Annotated in this window: 18 protein-coding genes; 9 read left to right on the top strand and 9 right to left on the bottom strand. The window is 40.6% G+C overall.

Going from position 1 to position 17,671, the window contains the following annotated elements; genetic code table 11:
- Positions 1 to 56 precede the first annotated feature (56 nt).
- From fusA to rpsL, 3 genes are all read right to left on the bottom strand, one after another.
- Positions 57 to 2,159, bottom strand: a complete 2,103-nt coding sequence (gene fusA / locus FW774_RS17135) for an elongation factor G (RefSeq protein WP_149349446.1) — start codon at positions 2,157 to 2,159, stop codon at positions 57 to 59.
- 134 nt (positions 2,160 to 2,293) lie between these two features.
- Positions 2,294 to 2,761: a 30S ribosomal protein S7 gene (gene rpsG / locus FW774_RS17130; protein ID WP_149349445.1), complete on the bottom strand. Its 468-nt coding sequence runs from the start codon at positions 2,759 to 2,761 to the stop codon at positions 2,294 to 2,296.
- An 18-nt stretch (positions 2,762 to 2,779) separates the two neighbouring features.
- The gene (rpsL, locus tag FW774_RS17125; RefSeq protein ID WP_149349444.1) at positions 2,780 to 3,187 is read right to left on the bottom strand and encodes a 30S ribosomal protein S12; all 408 of its coding nucleotides are present in this window, start codon (positions 3,185 to 3,187) and stop codon (positions 2,780 to 2,782) included.
- 695 nt (positions 3,188 to 3,882) lie between these two features.
- On the opposite strand from rpsL, the gene FW774_RS17115 reads away from it, so the two are divergent.
- From FW774_RS17115 to bcp, 3 genes are all read left to right on the top strand, one after another.
- Positions 3,883 to 4,494 carry a fumarylacetoacetate hydrolase family protein gene (locus tag FW774_RS17115; protein ID WP_149349443.1) on the top strand — a complete coding sequence of 204 codons (612 nt, stop codon included), beginning with the start codon at positions 3,883 to 3,885 and terminating at the stop codon, positions 4,492 to 4,494.
- A 96-nt stretch (positions 4,495 to 4,590) separates the two neighbouring features.
- Entirely contained in the window at positions 4,591 to 6,303 is a 1,713-nt protein-coding gene (locus FW774_RS17110; RefSeq protein WP_149349442.1) for a M23 family metallopeptidase, read from the top strand.
- Between the two features lie 451 nt (positions 6,304 to 6,754).
- Positions 6,755 to 7,219, top strand: coding sequence for a thioredoxin-dependent thiol peroxidase (bcp, locus tag FW774_RS17105; protein ID WP_149349441.1), 465 nt, complete (start codon positions 6,755 to 6,757; stop codon positions 7,217 to 7,219).
- A gap of 74 nt (positions 7,220 to 7,293) precedes the next feature.
- On the opposite strand, the gene dnaK is transcribed toward bcp, so the two are convergent.
- Complete coding sequence (gene dnaK / locus FW774_RS17100; RefSeq protein WP_149349440.1) at positions 7,294 to 9,216, bottom strand: molecular chaperone DnaK; 1,923 nt, start codon at positions 9,214 to 9,216, stop codon at positions 7,294 to 7,296.
- A gap of 341 nt (positions 9,217 to 9,557) precedes the next feature.
- Here dnaK and FW774_RS17095 point away from each other — a divergent pair, with 341 nt between their 5' ends.
- The 5 genes from FW774_RS17095 to FW774_RS20935 all read left to right on the top strand — a co-directional run bounded on the left by FW774_RS17095 (position 9,558) and on the right by FW774_RS20935 (position 12,378).
- Entirely contained in the window at positions 9,558 to 9,938 is a 381-nt protein-coding gene (locus FW774_RS17095) for a hypothetical protein (protein WP_149349439.1), read from the top strand.
- Positions 9,931 to 10,686 (top strand): AAA family ATPase, encoded by a 756-nt coding sequence (locus FW774_RS20685; RefSeq protein WP_149349438.1) that lies wholly within the window; start codon positions 9,931 to 9,933, stop codon positions 10,684 to 10,686. Before FW774_RS17095 ends, FW774_RS20685 begins: the two co-directional genes overlap by 8 nt.
- A gap of 149 nt (positions 10,687 to 10,835) precedes the next feature.
- A complete protein-coding gene (locus tag FW774_RS17085; RefSeq protein WP_149349437.1) occupies positions 10,836 to 11,321 on the top strand; it encodes an exonuclease domain-containing protein in 486 nt (161 codons plus the stop codon).
- Complete coding sequence (locus FW774_RS17080; protein WP_149349436.1) at positions 11,318 to 12,007, top strand: hypothetical protein; 690 nt, start codon at positions 11,318 to 11,320, stop codon at positions 12,005 to 12,007. The genes FW774_RS17085 and FW774_RS17080 overlap by 4 nt, the downstream gene beginning before the upstream one ends.
- Before the next feature lie 29 nt (positions 12,008 to 12,036).
- The gene (locus tag FW774_RS20935) at positions 12,037 to 12,378 is read left to right on the top strand and encodes a cyclic-phosphate processing receiver domain-containing protein (RefSeq protein ID WP_149349435.1); all 342 of its coding nucleotides are present in this window, start codon (positions 12,037 to 12,039) and stop codon (positions 12,376 to 12,378) included.
- A gap of 34 nt (positions 12,379 to 12,412) precedes the next feature.
- On the opposite strand, the gene FW774_RS17070 is transcribed toward FW774_RS20935, so the two are convergent.
- On the bottom strand, positions 12,413 to 13,627 hold the full coding sequence (locus FW774_RS17070) for an ATP-binding protein (protein WP_149349434.1): 1,215 nt from the start codon (positions 13,625 to 13,627) through the stop codon (positions 12,413 to 12,415).
- A 197-nt stretch (positions 13,628 to 13,824) separates the two neighbouring features.
- On the opposite strand from FW774_RS17070, the gene FW774_RS17065 reads away from it, so the two are divergent.
- Entirely contained in the window at positions 13,825 to 14,742 is a 918-nt protein-coding gene (locus FW774_RS17065; RefSeq protein WP_149349433.1) for a helix-turn-helix transcriptional regulator, read from the top strand.
- Positions 14,743 to 14,825: 83 nt separating this feature from the next.
- Here FW774_RS17065 and rplQ read toward each other — a convergent pair whose 3' ends face one another.
- The 4 genes from rplQ to rpsK form a co-directional block, all read right to left on the bottom strand.
- Positions 14,826 to 15,431, bottom strand: coding sequence for a 50S ribosomal protein L17 (gene rplQ, locus FW774_RS17060; RefSeq protein WP_149349432.1), 606 nt, complete (start codon positions 15,429 to 15,431; stop codon positions 14,826 to 14,828).
- 95 nt (positions 15,432 to 15,526) lie between these two features.
- Positions 15,527 to 16,519: a DNA-directed RNA polymerase subunit alpha gene (locus tag FW774_RS17055; protein WP_149349431.1), complete on the bottom strand. Its 993-nt coding sequence runs from the start codon at positions 16,517 to 16,519 to the stop codon at positions 15,527 to 15,529.
- A 66-nt stretch (positions 16,520 to 16,585) separates the two neighbouring features.
- The gene (gene rpsD, locus FW774_RS17050) at positions 16,586 to 17,194 is read right to left on the bottom strand and encodes a 30S ribosomal protein S4 (RefSeq protein ID WP_149349430.1); all 609 of its coding nucleotides are present in this window, start codon (positions 17,192 to 17,194) and stop codon (positions 16,586 to 16,588) included.
- A 67-nt stretch (positions 17,195 to 17,261) separates the two neighbouring features.
- The gene (gene rpsK / locus FW774_RS17045) at positions 17,262 to 17,651 is read right to left on the bottom strand and encodes a 30S ribosomal protein S11 (protein WP_149349429.1); all 390 of its coding nucleotides are present in this window, start codon (positions 17,649 to 17,651) and stop codon (positions 17,262 to 17,264) included.
- Positions 17,652 to 17,671: the final 20 nt, after the last annotated feature.

The following is a 17,671-nucleotide window of genomic DNA, read 5'->3' as shown; positions in this document are numbered from 1 at the left end:
TACAATTAATTAATATAATATCTGTGTAATCCCCTTAATCCGTGTAATCTACGCTGCTACGCGTTTACTTTACCTTTAGCTTTCGCAATTACTTCGTCCTGTATGTTACGTGGCGCTTCGGCATAGTGGTCAAACTCCATGGTTGAAGTAGCACGCCCTGAAGTGATAGTACGTAACTGGGTTACATAGCCAAACATTTCAGAAAGTGGAACAAGAGCCTTGATCACCTGCGAACCGGCACGGGTATCCATACCTTGTAATTGTCCGCGGCGACGGTTCAGGTCACCCATTACATCACCCATGTTTTCTTCGGGAGTAAGCACCTCAATTTTCATGATAGGCTCCATCAGCACCGGCTTACATTTTGGCAATGCTTCGCGGAAAGCGGTACGGGCTGCAATCTCGAAAGAAAGCGAATCCGAGTCTACCGGGTGGAAAGAACCGTCAATTAAACGCACTTTCATATCGGTAACAGGATATCCGGCAAGCACACCGTTAGACATGGCAGCTTCAAAACCTTTTTGTACCGAAGGAATATATTCACGCGGAATAGCACCACCCACAATTTCGTTTTCAAATTGCAAGCCATGCTTTCCTTCGTCGATAGGCGAAATAATTACCTGTATATCGGCAAACTTACCACGACCACCGGTTTGTTTCTTGTACACCTCACGGTGCTGAACAGTACCGGTAATAGCTTCTTTATAAGCTACCTGAGGTGCTCCCTGGTTCACTTCAACTTTAAACTCACGTTTCAGGCGATCCATAATGATATCCAGGTGAAGCTCGCCCATTCCTGAAATTACAGTCTGGCCGGTATCTTCGTCAGTTTGTACTTTGAAGGTAGGATCTTCTTCGGCAAGTTTACCTAAGGCAACACCTAATTTATCCATATCGGCCTGTGTTTTAGGCTCAATAGCCAAACCGATAACCGGCTCGGGGAAGTTCATGGATTCCAGTACGATAGGGTTTTTCTCATCGCACAGGGTATCGCCTGTTTTAATATCCTTAAAGCCTACTACCGCCGCAATATCACCCGCACCTACGTTAGGGATAGGGTTTTGCTTGTTAGCGTGCATCTGGAATATACGGGAGATACGCTCTTTACTGTCTGAACGGGTATTATATACATACGAACCGGCTTCCAGGTTACCTGAATAAACGCGGATAAAGCACAAACGGCCAACAAACGGGTCGGTTGCAATTTTAAACGCCAGGGCAGAAAAAGGTTCATTTACATCCGGTTTACGGGAAACTTCCTCACCGGTATTCGGATTAGTACCTTTAACAGCTTCCTGGTCTACCGGCGAAGGCAGTAGCTCCATCACCAGGTCGAGCATGGTTTGCACACCTTTGTTTTTGAAAGATGAACCGCAAACCATCGGTACGATCTTGGCATCAAGTGTAGCTTTACGTAAAGCATCTAAAATTTCACGCTCGGTAATTGAAGCCGGATCGTCAAAGAATTTCTCCATTAACGATTCATCATACTCGGCCACAGCTTCCAGCAGTTTTTCACGCCATTCGGTTACCTCATCAGCCATATCAGCCGGAATCGGCACCTCGGTAAAGGTCATTCCTTTATCGTGCTCATTCCAAACAATACCACGGTTGTTGATCAGGTCAACTACTCCTTTAAAGTTATCTTCTGATCCGATTGGTAATTGCAGCGGTACAGCATGACTGCCCAGCATATCTTTTACCTGTTTTACAACTTTCAGGAAATCTGCACCAGAGCGGTCCATTTTATTAACAAAACCGATACGGGGCACTGAATAGTTGTTCGCTAAACGCCAGTTTGTTTCAGACTGGGGCTCAACACCATCAACCGCAGAAAACAGGAACACCAACCCATCCAATACACGTAGCGAACGGTTTACCTCAACGGTAAAGTCCACGTGTCCGGGAGTATCAATAATATTGATATGATAGGTGTGACCACGATATTTCCAGTTTACGGTAGTAGCAGCCGAAGTAATTGTAATACCACGTTCTGCCTCCTGCACCATCCAGTCCATGGTAGAAGCACCTTCGTGCACCTCACCAATTTTGTGGTTTACACCGGCATAATACAAAATACGCTCGGTTGTAGTAGTTTTACCGGCATCAATGTGGGCTGCAATACCGATATTTCTTGTATATTTTAAGTCTCTTGCCATTATCTTTATATGATTACACTGATTTAGGGGATTACACGGATTATATGATTACATTGATTTTTGAGGATTACACAGATTATTTAATGAGTTAATCTGTGTAATCTTCGAAATCCGTGTAATCCTCTTTATCTTTATTAGAATCTGAAGTGCGAGAATGCTTTGTTCGCTTCGGCCATTTTATGGGTATCTTCTTTCTTCTTTACCGCAGCACCCTCACCCTTGGCAGCCGAAATAATTTCGCCGGCCAGCTTTTCCATCATGGTTTTCTCTCCGCGACGGCGGGCGTACAGGATCAACCATTTCATTCCCAAAGCAATTTTACGCTCAGGACGAACTTCTGTAGGCACCTGGAAGTTAGCACCGCCTACGCGACGTGATTTTACCTCAACCGATGGCATGATGTTGTTCAATGCTTTTCTCCATGATTCCAGGCCGCTTTCGCTGGTTTTTTTCTCTACCAGATCAACCGCATCATAGAATATAGAGTAGGCAATACTTTTTTTGCCATCGTACATCATATTGTTCACAAAACGTGTTACCATCACGTCATTGAACTTAGGGTCAGGAAGAATAATCCTCTTTTTTGGTTTTGACTTTCTCATTGTATGTTCCCTCCCTTATTATTTCTTTTTACCTGTTGGTGCCGCAGCCTGACCCGGTTTAGGACGCTTGGTACCATATTTTGAACGACGCTGGTTACGGCCATTAACACCCGAAGTATCTAATGCACCGCGAATGATGTGGTAACGCACACCCGGTAAATCTTTCACACGACCACCACGAATCAACACAATAGAGTGTTCCTGCAGGTTGTGCCCTTCGCCAGGGATATACGCGTTTACTTCTTTGCCATTTGTTAAACGCACACGGGCAACTTTACGCATAGCTGAGTTTGGTTTCTTAGGGGTAGTGGTGTATACACGGGTACACACTCCTCTTCGCTGTGGACAGCTGTCCAACGCTGGCGACTTACTCTTGTCTTCCAGAGCTACTCTACCTTTCCTAACTAATTGCTGAATAGTAGGCATTTACTGTTTTTTGTCTTTTTAATTATTTGCTTTTATTCTATTTAAGGGCGCAAAGATAAGAAGTTTAATTTTGATATTCAAACAGTTGAAGGAAAAAGTTTAATGGCAAATGGTTCATAGTTCTTTTAGTAATGGACAGTTGATAAGGGACAGTTGATAATGGATAGTTGATAATGGATAGTTGATAATGGACAGTTGATAATGGACAGTTGACAAGGGACAGTTGATAATGGACAGTTGATAATGGACAGTTGATAATGGACAGTTGACAAGGGACAGTTGATAATGGACAATGGACAATGGATATAGCAATTATAGCAGTAAGTGCATAGAGCCAGGGAGCGCCTCCCTCCCTTGCGCCACTGCTAAAGCTAAGGCGGCACGTGGTTGGGAGGGCTGGGGTGGGCTTAGAAAAGCAAAGTTACTGCAACTATGTACCTATAGTCCCGCTTTCTGTTCATACTGCACTCCAGCCCGCTTACCTGCCGCACGGCATTAGCCACAGGCCGGTATACACGTCAATCGGGTTTAATTTAGCCAGGCCTGTGTTAATAGCTTTGACAACTTTTAAAAAGTTATCAAAGCTGCTAACCCATACATGAAGCCACTCAACCTTGCACCAGAGTGAAACAACTGTCAGTTGTTCTTTGTCAGTTGCTAACTGTTATATGCTAAAATCTGAATAACTTTGCCGTATGAAAATCATTGCTATTGGCAGAAATTACGCGGAGCACGCCCATGAGCTTAATAATCCTGTTCCAACAGTTCCCGTAATTTTTTTAAAGCCGGATACCGCCCTGCTACGCGACAACAAGCCGTTCTATCACCCGGATTTCTCAGAAAACATCCACCACGAGGTAGAAATTGTTATCAAAATCTGCAAAGAAGGAAAGCACATTTCGGAAAAATTTGCCGGGAACTACTTTGATGAAATCGGCCTGGGCATTGATTTTACAGCCCGCGACATTCAGCAAAAGCATAAAGAAAAAGGATTACCCTGGGAACTGGCCAAAGCATTTGATAATTCAGCCCCCGTGAGCAGGTTTCTGCCTAAGAACAATTTCAGCAACCTGTATAATCTTAACTTTGGCCTCTCAATAAACAATATTTCTGTCCAGCAAGGCAATACCAAAGACCTTATCTTCTCGTTCGAGAAAATAATAGCTTTTGTATCGCAATATATCACCTTAAAAAAAGGCGACCTCATTTTTACCGGCACACCAAAAGGTGTTGGTAAAATTCACATCGGCGATCACCTGGAGGCTTATCTTGAAACTGAAAAACTACTTGACTTCTATATTAAATAACAATGAATATCACTGATGAATAAATCCCGAAGGGTCGTGATGTCGCTACACTCAACTTTTGACTTTTTACTTTCAACTTTATACTTCCTACCATAAATGAAGCTATTTAACCTTTTATTATTTCTTTCAATCACTCTCCGGCTTACAGCACAAGATGTATATACTTCACGAAATTATCCCCATGATTATTTCACCAAACCATTAGACCTACCGCCATCACTGGCAGGTTCATTCGGCGAGATCCGTGGTGGACATTTTCATTCCGGGCTGGATTACCGCACTAACCAGCGTGAAGGTTACCCCGTTTATGCCCGCGAAGACGGCTATATTTCCCGCCTACGCGTACAAATTGGCGGCGGAGGCAACATCGTCTATATCAATCACCCCAATGGCTATACCACGGTATATATGCATTTACAACGTTTTAACGCCCGCATTAGTCAGGCAGTAAAAGCGTATCAGTACCGACAGCAACGGTTTGATGTTGATTTTCCGTTAATGCCCATAGAGATTCCCGTAAAAAAAGGTGAGATTATTGCCTGGTCGGGGCGTACCGGTGCTGTTGCCGGGCCACATCTTCATTTCGAGATACGCGATACTAAAACTGAAGAAACCATTAACCCCCAATTATTTGGCCTGGAAGTACCCGACAATGTAAAACCGGTTATTAATGGTTTATATATGTATCGCCTCAACGGACTGCCCTTTAGCCAGAATACGCCAAAACAATATTTCCAGATAGTAGGCGCAAATGGTAATTATCATATCAACCAATCTCCGGTTATACAGGCAGGTAATGAAGTTGGTTTCGGTATAATGACATACGATCAGAATGTCCCCGGAGGCAATAAGAACGGCGTATATTCTATCGAGTTGCAATTAGACGGTCAGCCCATTTACCTGTCGGCATTAGAAGGATTCTTTTTCCAGAACAGCCGGGCCGTCAACTCGCACATCGATTATCCGGCATTACTCACTATGGGCCGAACCATACAAAAGAGCTTTGTGGAACCCGGAAATCCACTAACCATTTATAAAATTGTTCAAAATCGTGGCATTATCCGGCTTAGCGACGATTCGGTGCACAACCTGCAATATATCGTTAAAGATGCCCGGGGAAATACCAGCACACTAAGTTTTAAATTAAAATATAACCCCAAAGCTATTTTAGAAGCCAAAGAAACGCCCGGTGTAAAAACATTTTTGTACAACCAGGATAACGAGTTCAGCAATGAAAATGTACGCGTATTCATCCCAAAAGGGAACCTGTACAGTGATATCAGCTTTCAATATTCGGAAAGTGCCAAGCCGATCCGTGGATATTCAAAAACAGAACATATCCATACCCGGCTTATCCCGGTACATCAGGGATACGAGCTATGGATAAAGCCCGACTCAACCCTTCGTCCCGAGCTTCAGCCTAAGGCCATTATTATGGATACGCGTGGCATACCACAGGGCGGAAAGTTTGACAACGGCTATGTAAAAACTACCACACGAAATTTTGGTAATTTTTATGTCGGTGTAGATACCATTGCACCGGTAATACGTCCGCTCAATATCAGCGACGGAAAATCACTTGCAGGCATAGAGCGGATATCTTTCCGTATTTCCGACAACCTTACCGGTATAGGCACATTCAACGGTTATATTGACGGCAACTGGGTATTGATGGAATTTAATCCGTCTACAGCAACTCTATGGCACACTTTTGAGGATAATCTTAAACCCGGGAAACATACATTCCAATTAGTTGTTACCGATTTAAAGCAAAACAGCACAACCTACACGGCAACATTTTATAAATAGTGTGAAAGTGAAAAGTCGAAAGTGAAAAGTTGAGTCCCGTATGTTCGCATACGCGTCAAGTTAATTTTATGAGATTACACATAATTGATTGATAATTAAATAGTTGAATAAAAAAGAAAAAGTACAGGCAGAGCTAAAAAGCCCAGAACCCTCGTCACCCTGAACTTGATTCAGGGTCTTAATGCTGGGTTTATGCTACTATTAAGGAGATTCCGGATCAAGTCCGGAAGGACGGCAGGGGGCTTTTTAGCTTCTTAACTTGACGCTAATGCGTATGTTCGGGAAAATCCCGACTATTCAGACAAAAAACAAGTAACACATTTGTAAGCTATATAATGGCCTGTGTGTACGGCCTTTTGAATTTTCACTTTTTACTTTTGAATTTACAAACAGCTTGTACGCATGCACTTTAGAGTTTTCACTTTCAACTTTTTACTTTTAACTTAGCACCATGGCACAATTAAAAGAAGGCGATAAAGCCCCTAATTTCACCGCCAACAACCAGGATGGCAAACCCGTATCGCTTGGCGATTTTAAAGGCAAGGATATAATATTATATTTTTATCCTAAAGATGATACGCCGGGCTGTACCAGCGAAGCATGTAACTTCAGGGATAATTACCAGCAATTGCAACACCAGGGCTTTGAGGTAATCGGCGTAAGTACCGACGATGAGAAATCGCATACCAAATTTATTGGCAAGCACCAGCTACCATTTACTCTTATTGCCGATACCGACAAAAATATTGTTGAACAATATGGCGTTTGGGTAGAAAAGAACATGTATGGTAAAAAATATATGGGTACTGCCCGAAAAACTTTTATCATTGACAAAAACGGCATTATCAAAAAAATTATCGATAAGGTAGACACTACCAATTCATCACAACAGGTGCTGGATTTATTGAAAGCATAATATTCAAATTAGTTCAAAACAAAAAAGCTACCCATTTCTGAGTAGCTTTTTTGTTTATTTAAGCCAAACGGACTTTAGCTCTTATCGTCTTTCACTTCTTCGAAGTCAACATCGGTTACATCATCGGCACCGTTGTTTGCAGAAGCATTACCGGCATCAGATGCGGCGCTTTGCTGACCACCCGCTGCACTTTCCTGAGTAGCTTTGTACATCTCTTCAGAAGCGGCAGCCCAGGCGTTATTAAGCTCAGTTTGTGAAGCATCAATATCAGCGAAGTTTTTAGCTGCATGTGCATCTTTCAGCTTCTTAAGCGCAGCCTCAATCGGAGCTTTCTTATCGGCTGAAATTTTATCGCCATATTCCTTCAGCTGTTTTTCAGTTGAGAATATCAGCGCATCGGCACTGTTCAGCTTATCTACCTCTTCTTTAGCTTTTCTGTCGGCCTCGGCATTGGCTTCCGCTTCATCTTTCATCTTCTTGATTTCATCATCAGTCAATCCGGAAGACGCTTCGATACGGATTTTTTGTTCCTTACCGGTCGCTTTATCTTTGGCAGATACGTGCAGGATACCGTTTGCGTCAATATCAAAAGTCACTTCAATTTGAGGCACACCACGAGGTGCAGGCGGTATTCCGTCTAAGTGGAAACGGCCAATAGTACGGTTCTGATTAGCCATCGGACGCTCACCCTGCAGAATATGAATCTCAACCGAAGGCTGATTATCAGATGCGGTGGAGAATACTTCCGATTTTTTGGTCGGGATGGTTGTGTTAGCCTCGATGAGCTTGGTCATTACACCGCCCATGGTTTCAATACCTAACGACAGCGGGGTAACGTCTAATAATAACACATCTTTTACCTCACCGGTTAATACGCCACCTTGTATAGCCGCACCAATAGCAACCACTTCGTCGGGGTTTACACCTTTTGACGGTTCTTTACCAAAGAAGCTCTTAACGGCTTCCTGGATAGCCGGAATACGGGTAGAACCACCCACCAGAATCACTTCATCAATATCAGAAGCCTTCAATCCTGCATTTTTCAAGGCAGAACGGCAGGGTTCAATAGTACGCTTAATTAAGCTGTCTGCTAATTGCTCAAATTTGGCACGTGACAGATTGCGTACAAGGTGTTTAGGACCGCTTTGGTCGGCGGTTATATATGGCAGGTTAATTTCTGTAGCAGTAGAGCTTGACAGCTCGATTTTAGCTTTTTCGGCAGCTTCTTTTAAGCGTTGTAAAGCCATCGGATCCTTGGTGAGGTCCATGCCGTTTTCATTCTTAAATTCTTCGGCTAACCAGTCAATGATCACCTGGTCAAAGTCATCACCACCAAGGTGGGTATCACCGTCAGTAGACTTCACTTCAAAAACGCCATCACCCAACTCAAGCACAGAAACGTCGTGGGTACCACCACCGCAGTCGAACACTACGATCTTCATATCCTTGTGGGCCTTGTCAAGTCCGTAAGCCAAAGCTGCTGCTGTAGGTTCGTTGATGATACGTTTTACACTCAATCCTGCAATTTCACCGGCTTCCTTGGTCGCCTGACGCTGCGCATCGTTAAAATAGGCAGGTACAGTAATCACCGCCTCCGAAACTTCCTGTCCCAAAAAATCTTCAGCTGTTTTCTTCATCTTCTGAAGAATCATGGCCGAAATCTCCTGGGGAGTATATTTACGGTCATCTATTTCTACACGAGGCGTATTGTTGTCACCTTTAACCACTTTATAAGGCACACGGTCGATTTCCCTTTTACATTCGTCATAGCTGTTTCCCATAAAGCGTTTGATAGAGTAGATGGTTTTTTTAGGGTTAGTAATTGCCTGACGTTTGGCAGGATCACCAACCTTACGTTCACCACCTTCTACAAACGCTACAATAGAGGGGGTTGTACGCTTACCCTCGCTGTTGGCGATAACTACCGGCTCATTACCTTCCATTACCGCTACGCAAGAGTTTGTTGTTCCTAAGTCTATACCAATAATTTTTGACATGCTGTATATTCCTTTCTTATAGTTCGCTTATTAATTATTATTCTTTTGATGTTGCATCAACCCTTGTGCCAATACTGTAATTATGTTAAAATTTGACAGTTTTTGAGCCTCTTTTACCTTTCAGGCAATTCTAATTAAGTGACAGGATGACATATTGCAGAGGCGGGAGGGGAGAAGGTAGAAGGCGAAAAGTTGAGCAAGGCGAAAAGCCGGCCATTCGGAATTAAAAGCTGAAATCTTGAAAAGGTTACTAATCCTCTCCTTTTAAAAAGAAATTTTCAGAGCGACATTCTTTGGCGCTTCATGCTGCTACTTTTGAATGGAAATTAGAGACATGAAGTATGCAAACAACTAACCTTACATTGAACGATGAAGCCTACAAGGCCTTTGATCTTAGCGAAACAACTTCTAAAATGAGGATTTCGGAGGTTTTCTCAGAAAAACACAGGTATCTCAATGGTTTCACTCTGTTTATAGCACATTTTAATAATATTCCTAATTCTATTTACGAAGAAGATATTGATTATAAAAAGGCCAATGGCTGGCTTATTGACAACTATTCATCAGAGATAAAAAGACATTATTATAATAAGGAGTTTGACAATCAGCATAAGAAAGGAGACCCCGATGAGGTTTTTTATTTTTTATATGAAGACTTGATTATCTGTTTTTATGTTAACACCTCAATAATTCGCTTTCTATTTCAAAGAACACCTGACTAAAATCGAGAGGATTATTAACGACCTTCGCAAATTTAAAAAGCGAAAACCAAAGTGTAACCCCGAAATTGCATTACTCATAAATGGTCCAGAAGGCATTGAAACCAGATACCTACCAATCACTAAACCCAAACTAAGCATTGAAGATAATTATAATGATGATTTCATAGACATTCATAAAACCATACTCAAGCGTTTATCAAAGAAGAATGACAAAGGACTTGTACTACTGCATGGTAAACCGGGCACCGGAAAAACTTCATATATACGTTATTTAATTACTGCACTAAAAAAAACTGTAATCTTTTTGCCACCCAATATGGCAAGTGCTCTTGCAAGCCCAAATCTTATTTCCATTCTTATATACCATACCAATGCGGTTCTTGTAATTGAAGATGCGGAAAATATTGTTGTCGACCGGGAGCAGAATGGGGCTTCGCCCGTTTCTGCTTTGTTGAATATTTCAGACGGGCTATTGGCAGACTGTTTAAATATTCAGGTAATCTGCTCTTTTAATACCGACATTTCAAAAATTGATAACGCGTTATTGCGCAAAGGCAGGTTAATTGCTAAATACGAGTTTAAGGAACTTGAAATTAAAAAAGCCAGGCAACTTTCAGCCAAATTGGGCTTTAGCTCAGATATCTATCAGCCTATGACACTAACATCCATTTATAATCAGGATGAAAAGGCTTTTCTACAATTAGCGAAAGCTAACCAAATTGGATTTAAAATACCGAACGAAAATTAAATAAACCTGTAATATTAATAAAAATGGCAAATTATTATTGTGAGTATTGTGGACAAAAGTACACTAACGTATCCAGCTTAACCAATTCAAGTTGTTCCAAGCATCCCAATGGGGCGCATAAAGGGAAACATGCACCAGCATTGTAAATTATGAAAAGCTTTACCGCTATTGATTTCGAAACCGCACATGGTAAACGTTGGAGTATCTGCCAGATTGGGTTAGTCCGGGTGAAGAATGGAATTATAACCCAAAAGCTATCTGGTTTAATTCAGCCTCCTGACAATTACTACCGCGATAAGTTTTCAAATATCCACGGAATTACTTCCGAGCAAACAGCAGATGCGCAGGCGTTCGATGAAATTTGGGAACAAATTGGAGTTTTTATTCGATTCCAGCATATAGTTGCTCATAACGGCTTCGCCTTTAATTTTCCTTGTTTAAGGCAAACTCTGAAATATTATAATTTAGCATTCTTTCCTTTTGTCGGACACTGTACCCATAGAATTTTCGGAAATGACCTGGCTTCGTTATGCAAACAATATAATATACCATTTAACCACCACGACGCATTGAGCAATGCAATGGCTTGTGCTGAATTATTTTTAATACATTTAAAGAATAAAGAAAGATTATGAATAATAAACATTTTATCCCAAAAAGAGACTTGTGGCTTGAAGAAGTAAATAGCCAATGTCATGAATATGCCAAAGAAATTGATTTAGATTTTTATGTTTTTCAAACCCCGATAAATAAATATAACCCTGATTTATTGATAATTGGTATTAATCCCGGTGGAGAGGGAAAATACTCTAAGTGGCTTGAAAGGAACAAAAAAGATAAAAGAACAAATGAAAGTCTTTATTATGGCGTAAATACATTGGTAGAAAAACCTTATTGGGAAATAGAAGATAAGAATAAAGGCGCTGATACAATGCGTGCGGCGTTTAGTAAGGTTTTTACTGAAGAAAACGGACTTAAATCTGTACTAAAAAATGCGGTAATGATGAATATGATTTATTTTAATACAAAAACCGAAAAAGATTTAAACTCAATACCAATAGAAATGCGTAATTTCTGTATCAGTAAAACTTTGGAGTTCATAGATATCCTTAAGCCCAAAAACATACTTTTTTTGACTAATGAAAAAATGCTTAAAAAATATGGTGTAAAGAATATTTTACAAGTTAGCGACACAGTAAAAAAGGGAAACCTAAATGATCTAGATATTTTTTGTATTCCTCATTATGGTGCATACGCTTATTATTCCGATAAAAGAGGGAGGAAAATGGGAGATACATTAGCTCAATTATTTAATAAATAGTTAGCAAACTTTGCTTTTTATCACTCCATTTGAAAAGTCAGACATTAAATAATACCCGGCTTTATTTAGATGACCTTCGGCCCATTCCTCAAGGTTTTATTGAGCTTAGGTCGTATAAGGCTTTTGTTAAATTCATTTCAGAAAACGGTTTACCACAATTTATATCATTCGATCATGATTTAGGTGAAGAAAAATCAGGTTATGATTGTGCCAAATGGCTAGTTGAGTATTGCCTGAACACGAACCTTCCCCTACCAAAATTTGAGGTACACAGCCAGAATCCTGTAGGCAGGGAAAATATCGAAAAGTTATTATACAACTTCCGGCGCAGTCAACAGAGGAACCAGGAAGCTAATATAGCTTTGAAATAAGTTTACAGCTGACAAAGAAGGAGAGCCTTATTCATTACCAACTATCCGCCAACAGAAAATCTGAAATGTAAAAATGTCGGACACCCTCTATAGCATCTTTCCAAAATTCATCCATGGTTACCACATATTTGGGGTATTGGTCATGAATAGATAAAAGATTGCCAAACTCACGATTTACAGCGACCTCACTTTCTAATTTGTATGCAACCTGCACATATATTTTTTGTCCCCGCTTTTCTGCAATAAAATCAATTTCCGCATTGTCCAGTTTTCCTACATACACGCTATAAGCCCTCCTTTTCAATTCCAGAAAAACAATATTCTCCAATATTCCCGCTATCATTCTATCCCGGTTTCCCATAGTGGCATAAATAATAGAAATGTCGCTTGCATAGAATTTTTCCTGCGTTTTCAGGATTTCTTTCCCCTTTAAATCGTACCGGGGCACACGGTACAATATAAATGCACCTTCCAAGGCATTCAGATAATTATAAACGGTGTTAATGTCAATTTTTCTGTGCTGACTTTTAAAATAATCGGCCACATTTTTTCCGGAAAAAGTATTGCCTACATTATCAAAGGCATATTTTATAACCCGTTCCAGCAATTCTATATCCCTGATTTTATACCGTTGCACCGTATCTCTTAAAATCACAGATGAATAAATATCATACACCACCTTATAAGCCGATTCCTCCGTATAATCTGCCGTATGAATAACCGGAAAACCGCCTTTTCGCAAATATTCCAGAAAGAGGTTTTTGTTGTTCTGTTCTGCCGAAAAATAAAAATTTCTAAAGTCCAGTAATTCTTTATAGGATAAGGTAAAGACCGGAATTTCTACGTATCTTCCCGCAAGGTAGGTAGCCAGCTCAGAAGATAATAAATGCGAATTTGAGCCTGTTAAATAAATATCGACATCAAAATCTACCAAAAAAGAATTGATTGCTTTTTCCCAGCTTTCTACCTCCTGTATCTCGTCCAGAAGCAAATAATATTTATCCTTTGTTTTGATTTTGCTTTTTACATATTGATACAAAGCAGAAGCATTCAATATATCAGCGTACTCCAGACTCTCTAAATTGATAGTAATTATTTGCCCTTGCTTTATTTTCTTCGCCAGAAGCTCTCCTTTCAGCAGTTGCAATACGGTAGATTTGCCCGAACGCCTAATTCCTGTCAGAATTTTGATCTGCGGCTTATCTGTAAAAGGTCTTACAGCCTCTAAATATACTTCTCGTAAAATCATTTTTTATGGTTATATCCTCAAAGATACTATTTTTTATAATAATTTTTATGGATATAACCATAAACATCTATTCAATTTAAAAAGTTTTTTAGGATATAACCCAAAAAACACAACATTACCTTCAATTAAAATAAAACTTATAGCGACACATCTTGTCGCCACCAGATTTTATATTTGACAAAAAAGATTCAAACATTATGTCAAAAAGAGGCTATATATCCCGTTACCTGCTTATCCTTAAAAAGCTGAAAGCAAAGCCTTATTCAACCTATGAGGAATTGCAGCGTTATATTGATAACCAGGTTGATTACCTGCAAATGCAGGATGATATGCTGACTATTGGCTTTTCTAAGCGGACGTTACAGCGGGATATAAAAGAGATCAGAACTATTTGGGGTATTGATATTGAATATTCAAAATCGCATAAAGGTTATTCAATTAGTCAAAGCGAGACGGAAAACATGAACTTTCAGCGCATGATAGAAGCTTTTGATATGTTTAACTCCCTAAATCTCGCACAGGACCTGTCATCCTTTATACACCTGGAACAACGCAGACCGCAGGGAACAGAGAATCTGTATGGGCTGCTTCACGCCATAAAAAGCAGGTTAAAGATACAATTTGAGTACCAGAAGTTTTGGGAAGATGTAACCAGCCAACGATTTGTTGAGCCGTATGCCTTAAAAGAATTTAAAAACCGCTGGTATTTAATAGCAAAGGACGGTAAGGATAATCACATTAAAAGTTTCGCACTTGACCGTTTAGCCAATTTTGAAATTACCAAACAAACCTATCGCTATCCCGATAATTTCAATATAGAACAGCATTACCGTTATTGCTTCGGAATCATTAGTCCAAATGACAGTTCACCGCACAATATTATTCTTTCGTTCAACCCGCTTCAAGGTAAATACATTAAAACATTGCCGTTGCATCACACTCAGCAGGTTTTGTCCGACAATGACAACGAATTGAAAGTGAAGCTAACACTGTGCCTGACACATGACTTTTTAATGGAACTGCTTTCATTCGGGAACAACGTAAAAGTAATAGAACCTCAATTACTTGCTATCCAGCTCAAAGAAGCGCATGAAAAAGCATACCAGCAATATTGACGGTTACAGCTATTCTATTCACCTGAAACCAAAAAATCCCGGCCTTATTCAGACCGGGATTTTTATCTATGTTTATTAAAACGTTATTCGCCTTTCTCTGCGTTCTCTTCGTTTACATCGTCAGCAACGGGCTGATTGTCTTCAGCTTCGGTAGTTGCATCAGCTTCAGGAGCTGCCTCTACGGCTTCAGCTGTTTCTACCGCCTCGGTAACTTCTTCTGCTTCGGCAGCAGGAACTACCGTTTCCGGAGCGTCAGCTTTCTTAGATTTTCCCGAACCACGACGACGGGTTGATTTTTTCTCTGGTTTAGCACTTCCACCAGCATAAGTTTCATTGAAATCAACCAGCTCAATTAGCGCCATTTCAGCGTTATCGCCCAAACGGTTTTGTAACTTCAGGATACGGGTATAACCGCCCGGGCGTGTAGCTACTTTCTCAGCCACTTCACGGAACAGGATAGATACCGTTTCTTTATCTTTTACATAGCTGAAAACGGTACGGCGTGAGTGAGTGGTATCGTTCTTTGATTTTGTAATTAAAGGCTCTACATACGTACGCAACGCTTTAGCTTTTGCTAAAGTAGTGGTAATGCGTTTATGTTTAATAAGTGATGATGCCATGTTTGCCAGCATCGCCTTACGATGACTGTCGGTTCTGCCTAAGTGGTTTACTTTTTTACCGTGTCTCATTGTTGTTTAGTTAAGTGTATACCGTCTCTTTGAACTTAATCTGAGGGATTTATACACTGTGAAAAATTAATTTACTTTTCTCTGCGACGCTGAGCTTACTCTTCGTCTAATTTGTATTTAGAAAGGTTCATACCAAACGATAAACCTTTAGATTTTACCAGATCCTGGATTTCTGTCAGCGATTTTTTACCAAAGTTTCTGAATTTCAGCATATCGGCCACATCATAAGAAACCAGTTCGGCCAACGTACGGATATCAGCTGCTTTTAAGCAGTTTAATGCACGTACAGACAGGTCAAGGTCAACCAGCTCTGTTTTCAGGATTTTGCGCATGTGCAGAATTTCCTCGTCAACTTCCTTGGTTTCTTCTTTTGCCTGTGCCTCTAACATGATATTCTCATCAGAGAACAGCATGAAGTGATGGATCAGTATCTTGGCAGCTTCTTTTAACGCGTCTTCCGGATGGATAGAACCATCGGTTGAAATATCAAGCACCAACTTTTCGTAGTCGGTTTTCTGCTCAACCCGGTAGTTCTCGATAGTATACTTAACGTTCTTTATGGGCGTGTAAATAGAATCTATCGCGATAACGCCAACCACGCTATCGGCAGATTTATTTTCTTCTGCCTGAATATATCCGCGACCCTTATTTACGGTTAATTCGATTTCAAGGGTTACAGAAGGTTCCATATTGCAGATCACCAGATCCGGATTCAATACGGTAAAGTTATTTGAGAATTTGGTAATGTCGCCGGCATTAAACTGCTCTTGCCCGTTAATGATAACGAATATTTTTTCAGAATCTCCCGACTCACCGGTTTTCTTAAAGCGAACCTGTTTTAAATTCAGGATAATCTCTGTTACGTCTTCAACAACACCAGTGATGGTTGAAAATTCATGAGAAACACCCGATATACGAACCGAAGTTATTGCGTAGCCTTCTAACGAAGACAGTAAGATACGGCGCAAAGCGTTACCGATGGTAACACCAAAACCTGGCTCCAAAGGACGGAATTCAAATGTACCATCAAAATCCGTAGATTTTTGCATGATAACTTTATCAGGCTTCTGAAATGCTAAAATTGCCATTTATTTTCTATTAAATGTTTAAAAGGTAAAAGCTGTCTGCCCCGAGGCAAACAGCTATTGTCTTTATTATTTAGAGTATAACTCGACGATGAGGTTCTCCTTAATGTTTTCAGGAATCTCATCACGGTTAGGATAATTCAGGAATTTGCCGGTTAAGTTAGCGGCATCCCATTCTAACCAACTGTGCTTGTTCACTTTTCTCCCTGCTACTGAATTTGTTACAGCTTCAAGAGTTTTTGAACGCTCACGCACTGCGATCACATCCCCGGCACGTAATGAATATGATGGAATATTAACGACTTCGCCGTTAACGGTAATGTGTTTGTGGCTTACTAACTGACGTGCTGCAGAACGGGTAGGAGCAATTCCTAAACGGTATACGGCATTGTCTAAACGAGCTTCCAACAGTTTCAATAAGTTCTCTCCGGTAATACCTTCTTTAGATGAAGCCCGGTGGAACAGGTTTTGGAACTGACGCTCTAATACACCATAGGTGTATTTAACTTTTTGCTTCTCCTGCAACTGTATAGCATACTCAGATTGTTTACCTCTGCGTTTGCCGGTACCGTGCATGCCCGGAGGATAATTTTTTCTTTCTAACGCCTTATCAGGGCCAAAGATAGGCTCTCTGAATTTACGTGCAATTTTGGATTTTGGACCAGTATATCTTGCCATTTTTGTGTGCTTTTAAAGTATCTGATAGCCCGCAGCTATAGAATCTTATCTTTAAAAATTTAATTAATTAAACTCTTCTCCGTTTTGCCGGACGACAACCATTATGTGGCAATGGTGTGATATCTTTAATTGTTGTTACCTCGATTCCTGCAGTTTGTAAGGTACGGATAGCCGACTCACGTCCGGCACCAGGGCCTTTTACAAATACTTCAACCTTACGTAAGCCTAAATCGTAGGCCACTTTACCGCAATCAGAAGCAGCCTGGCTTGCGGCATAAGGAGTATTCTTTTTAGAGCCCTTAAAACCCATTTTACCGGCAGATGACCAGGAGATGGTCTGTCCCTGAGAATTGGTAAGGGTAACAATGATATTATTAAACGTAGCATTAATGTGTGCCTGACCAACAGGTTCAATAACAACGATACGTTTTTTAGTTACTTTTTTAGTTTTAGCCATTTTTCTTATATCCAGATTTT

This window comes from Pedobacter sp. BS3 (genome assembly GCF_008274585.1).
Taxonomy (GTDB): domain Bacteria; phylum Bacteroidota; class Bacteroidia; order Sphingobacteriales; family Sphingobacteriaceae; genus Hufsiella_A.
This window is presented reverse-complemented; position numbering and strand designations above follow the sequence as displayed.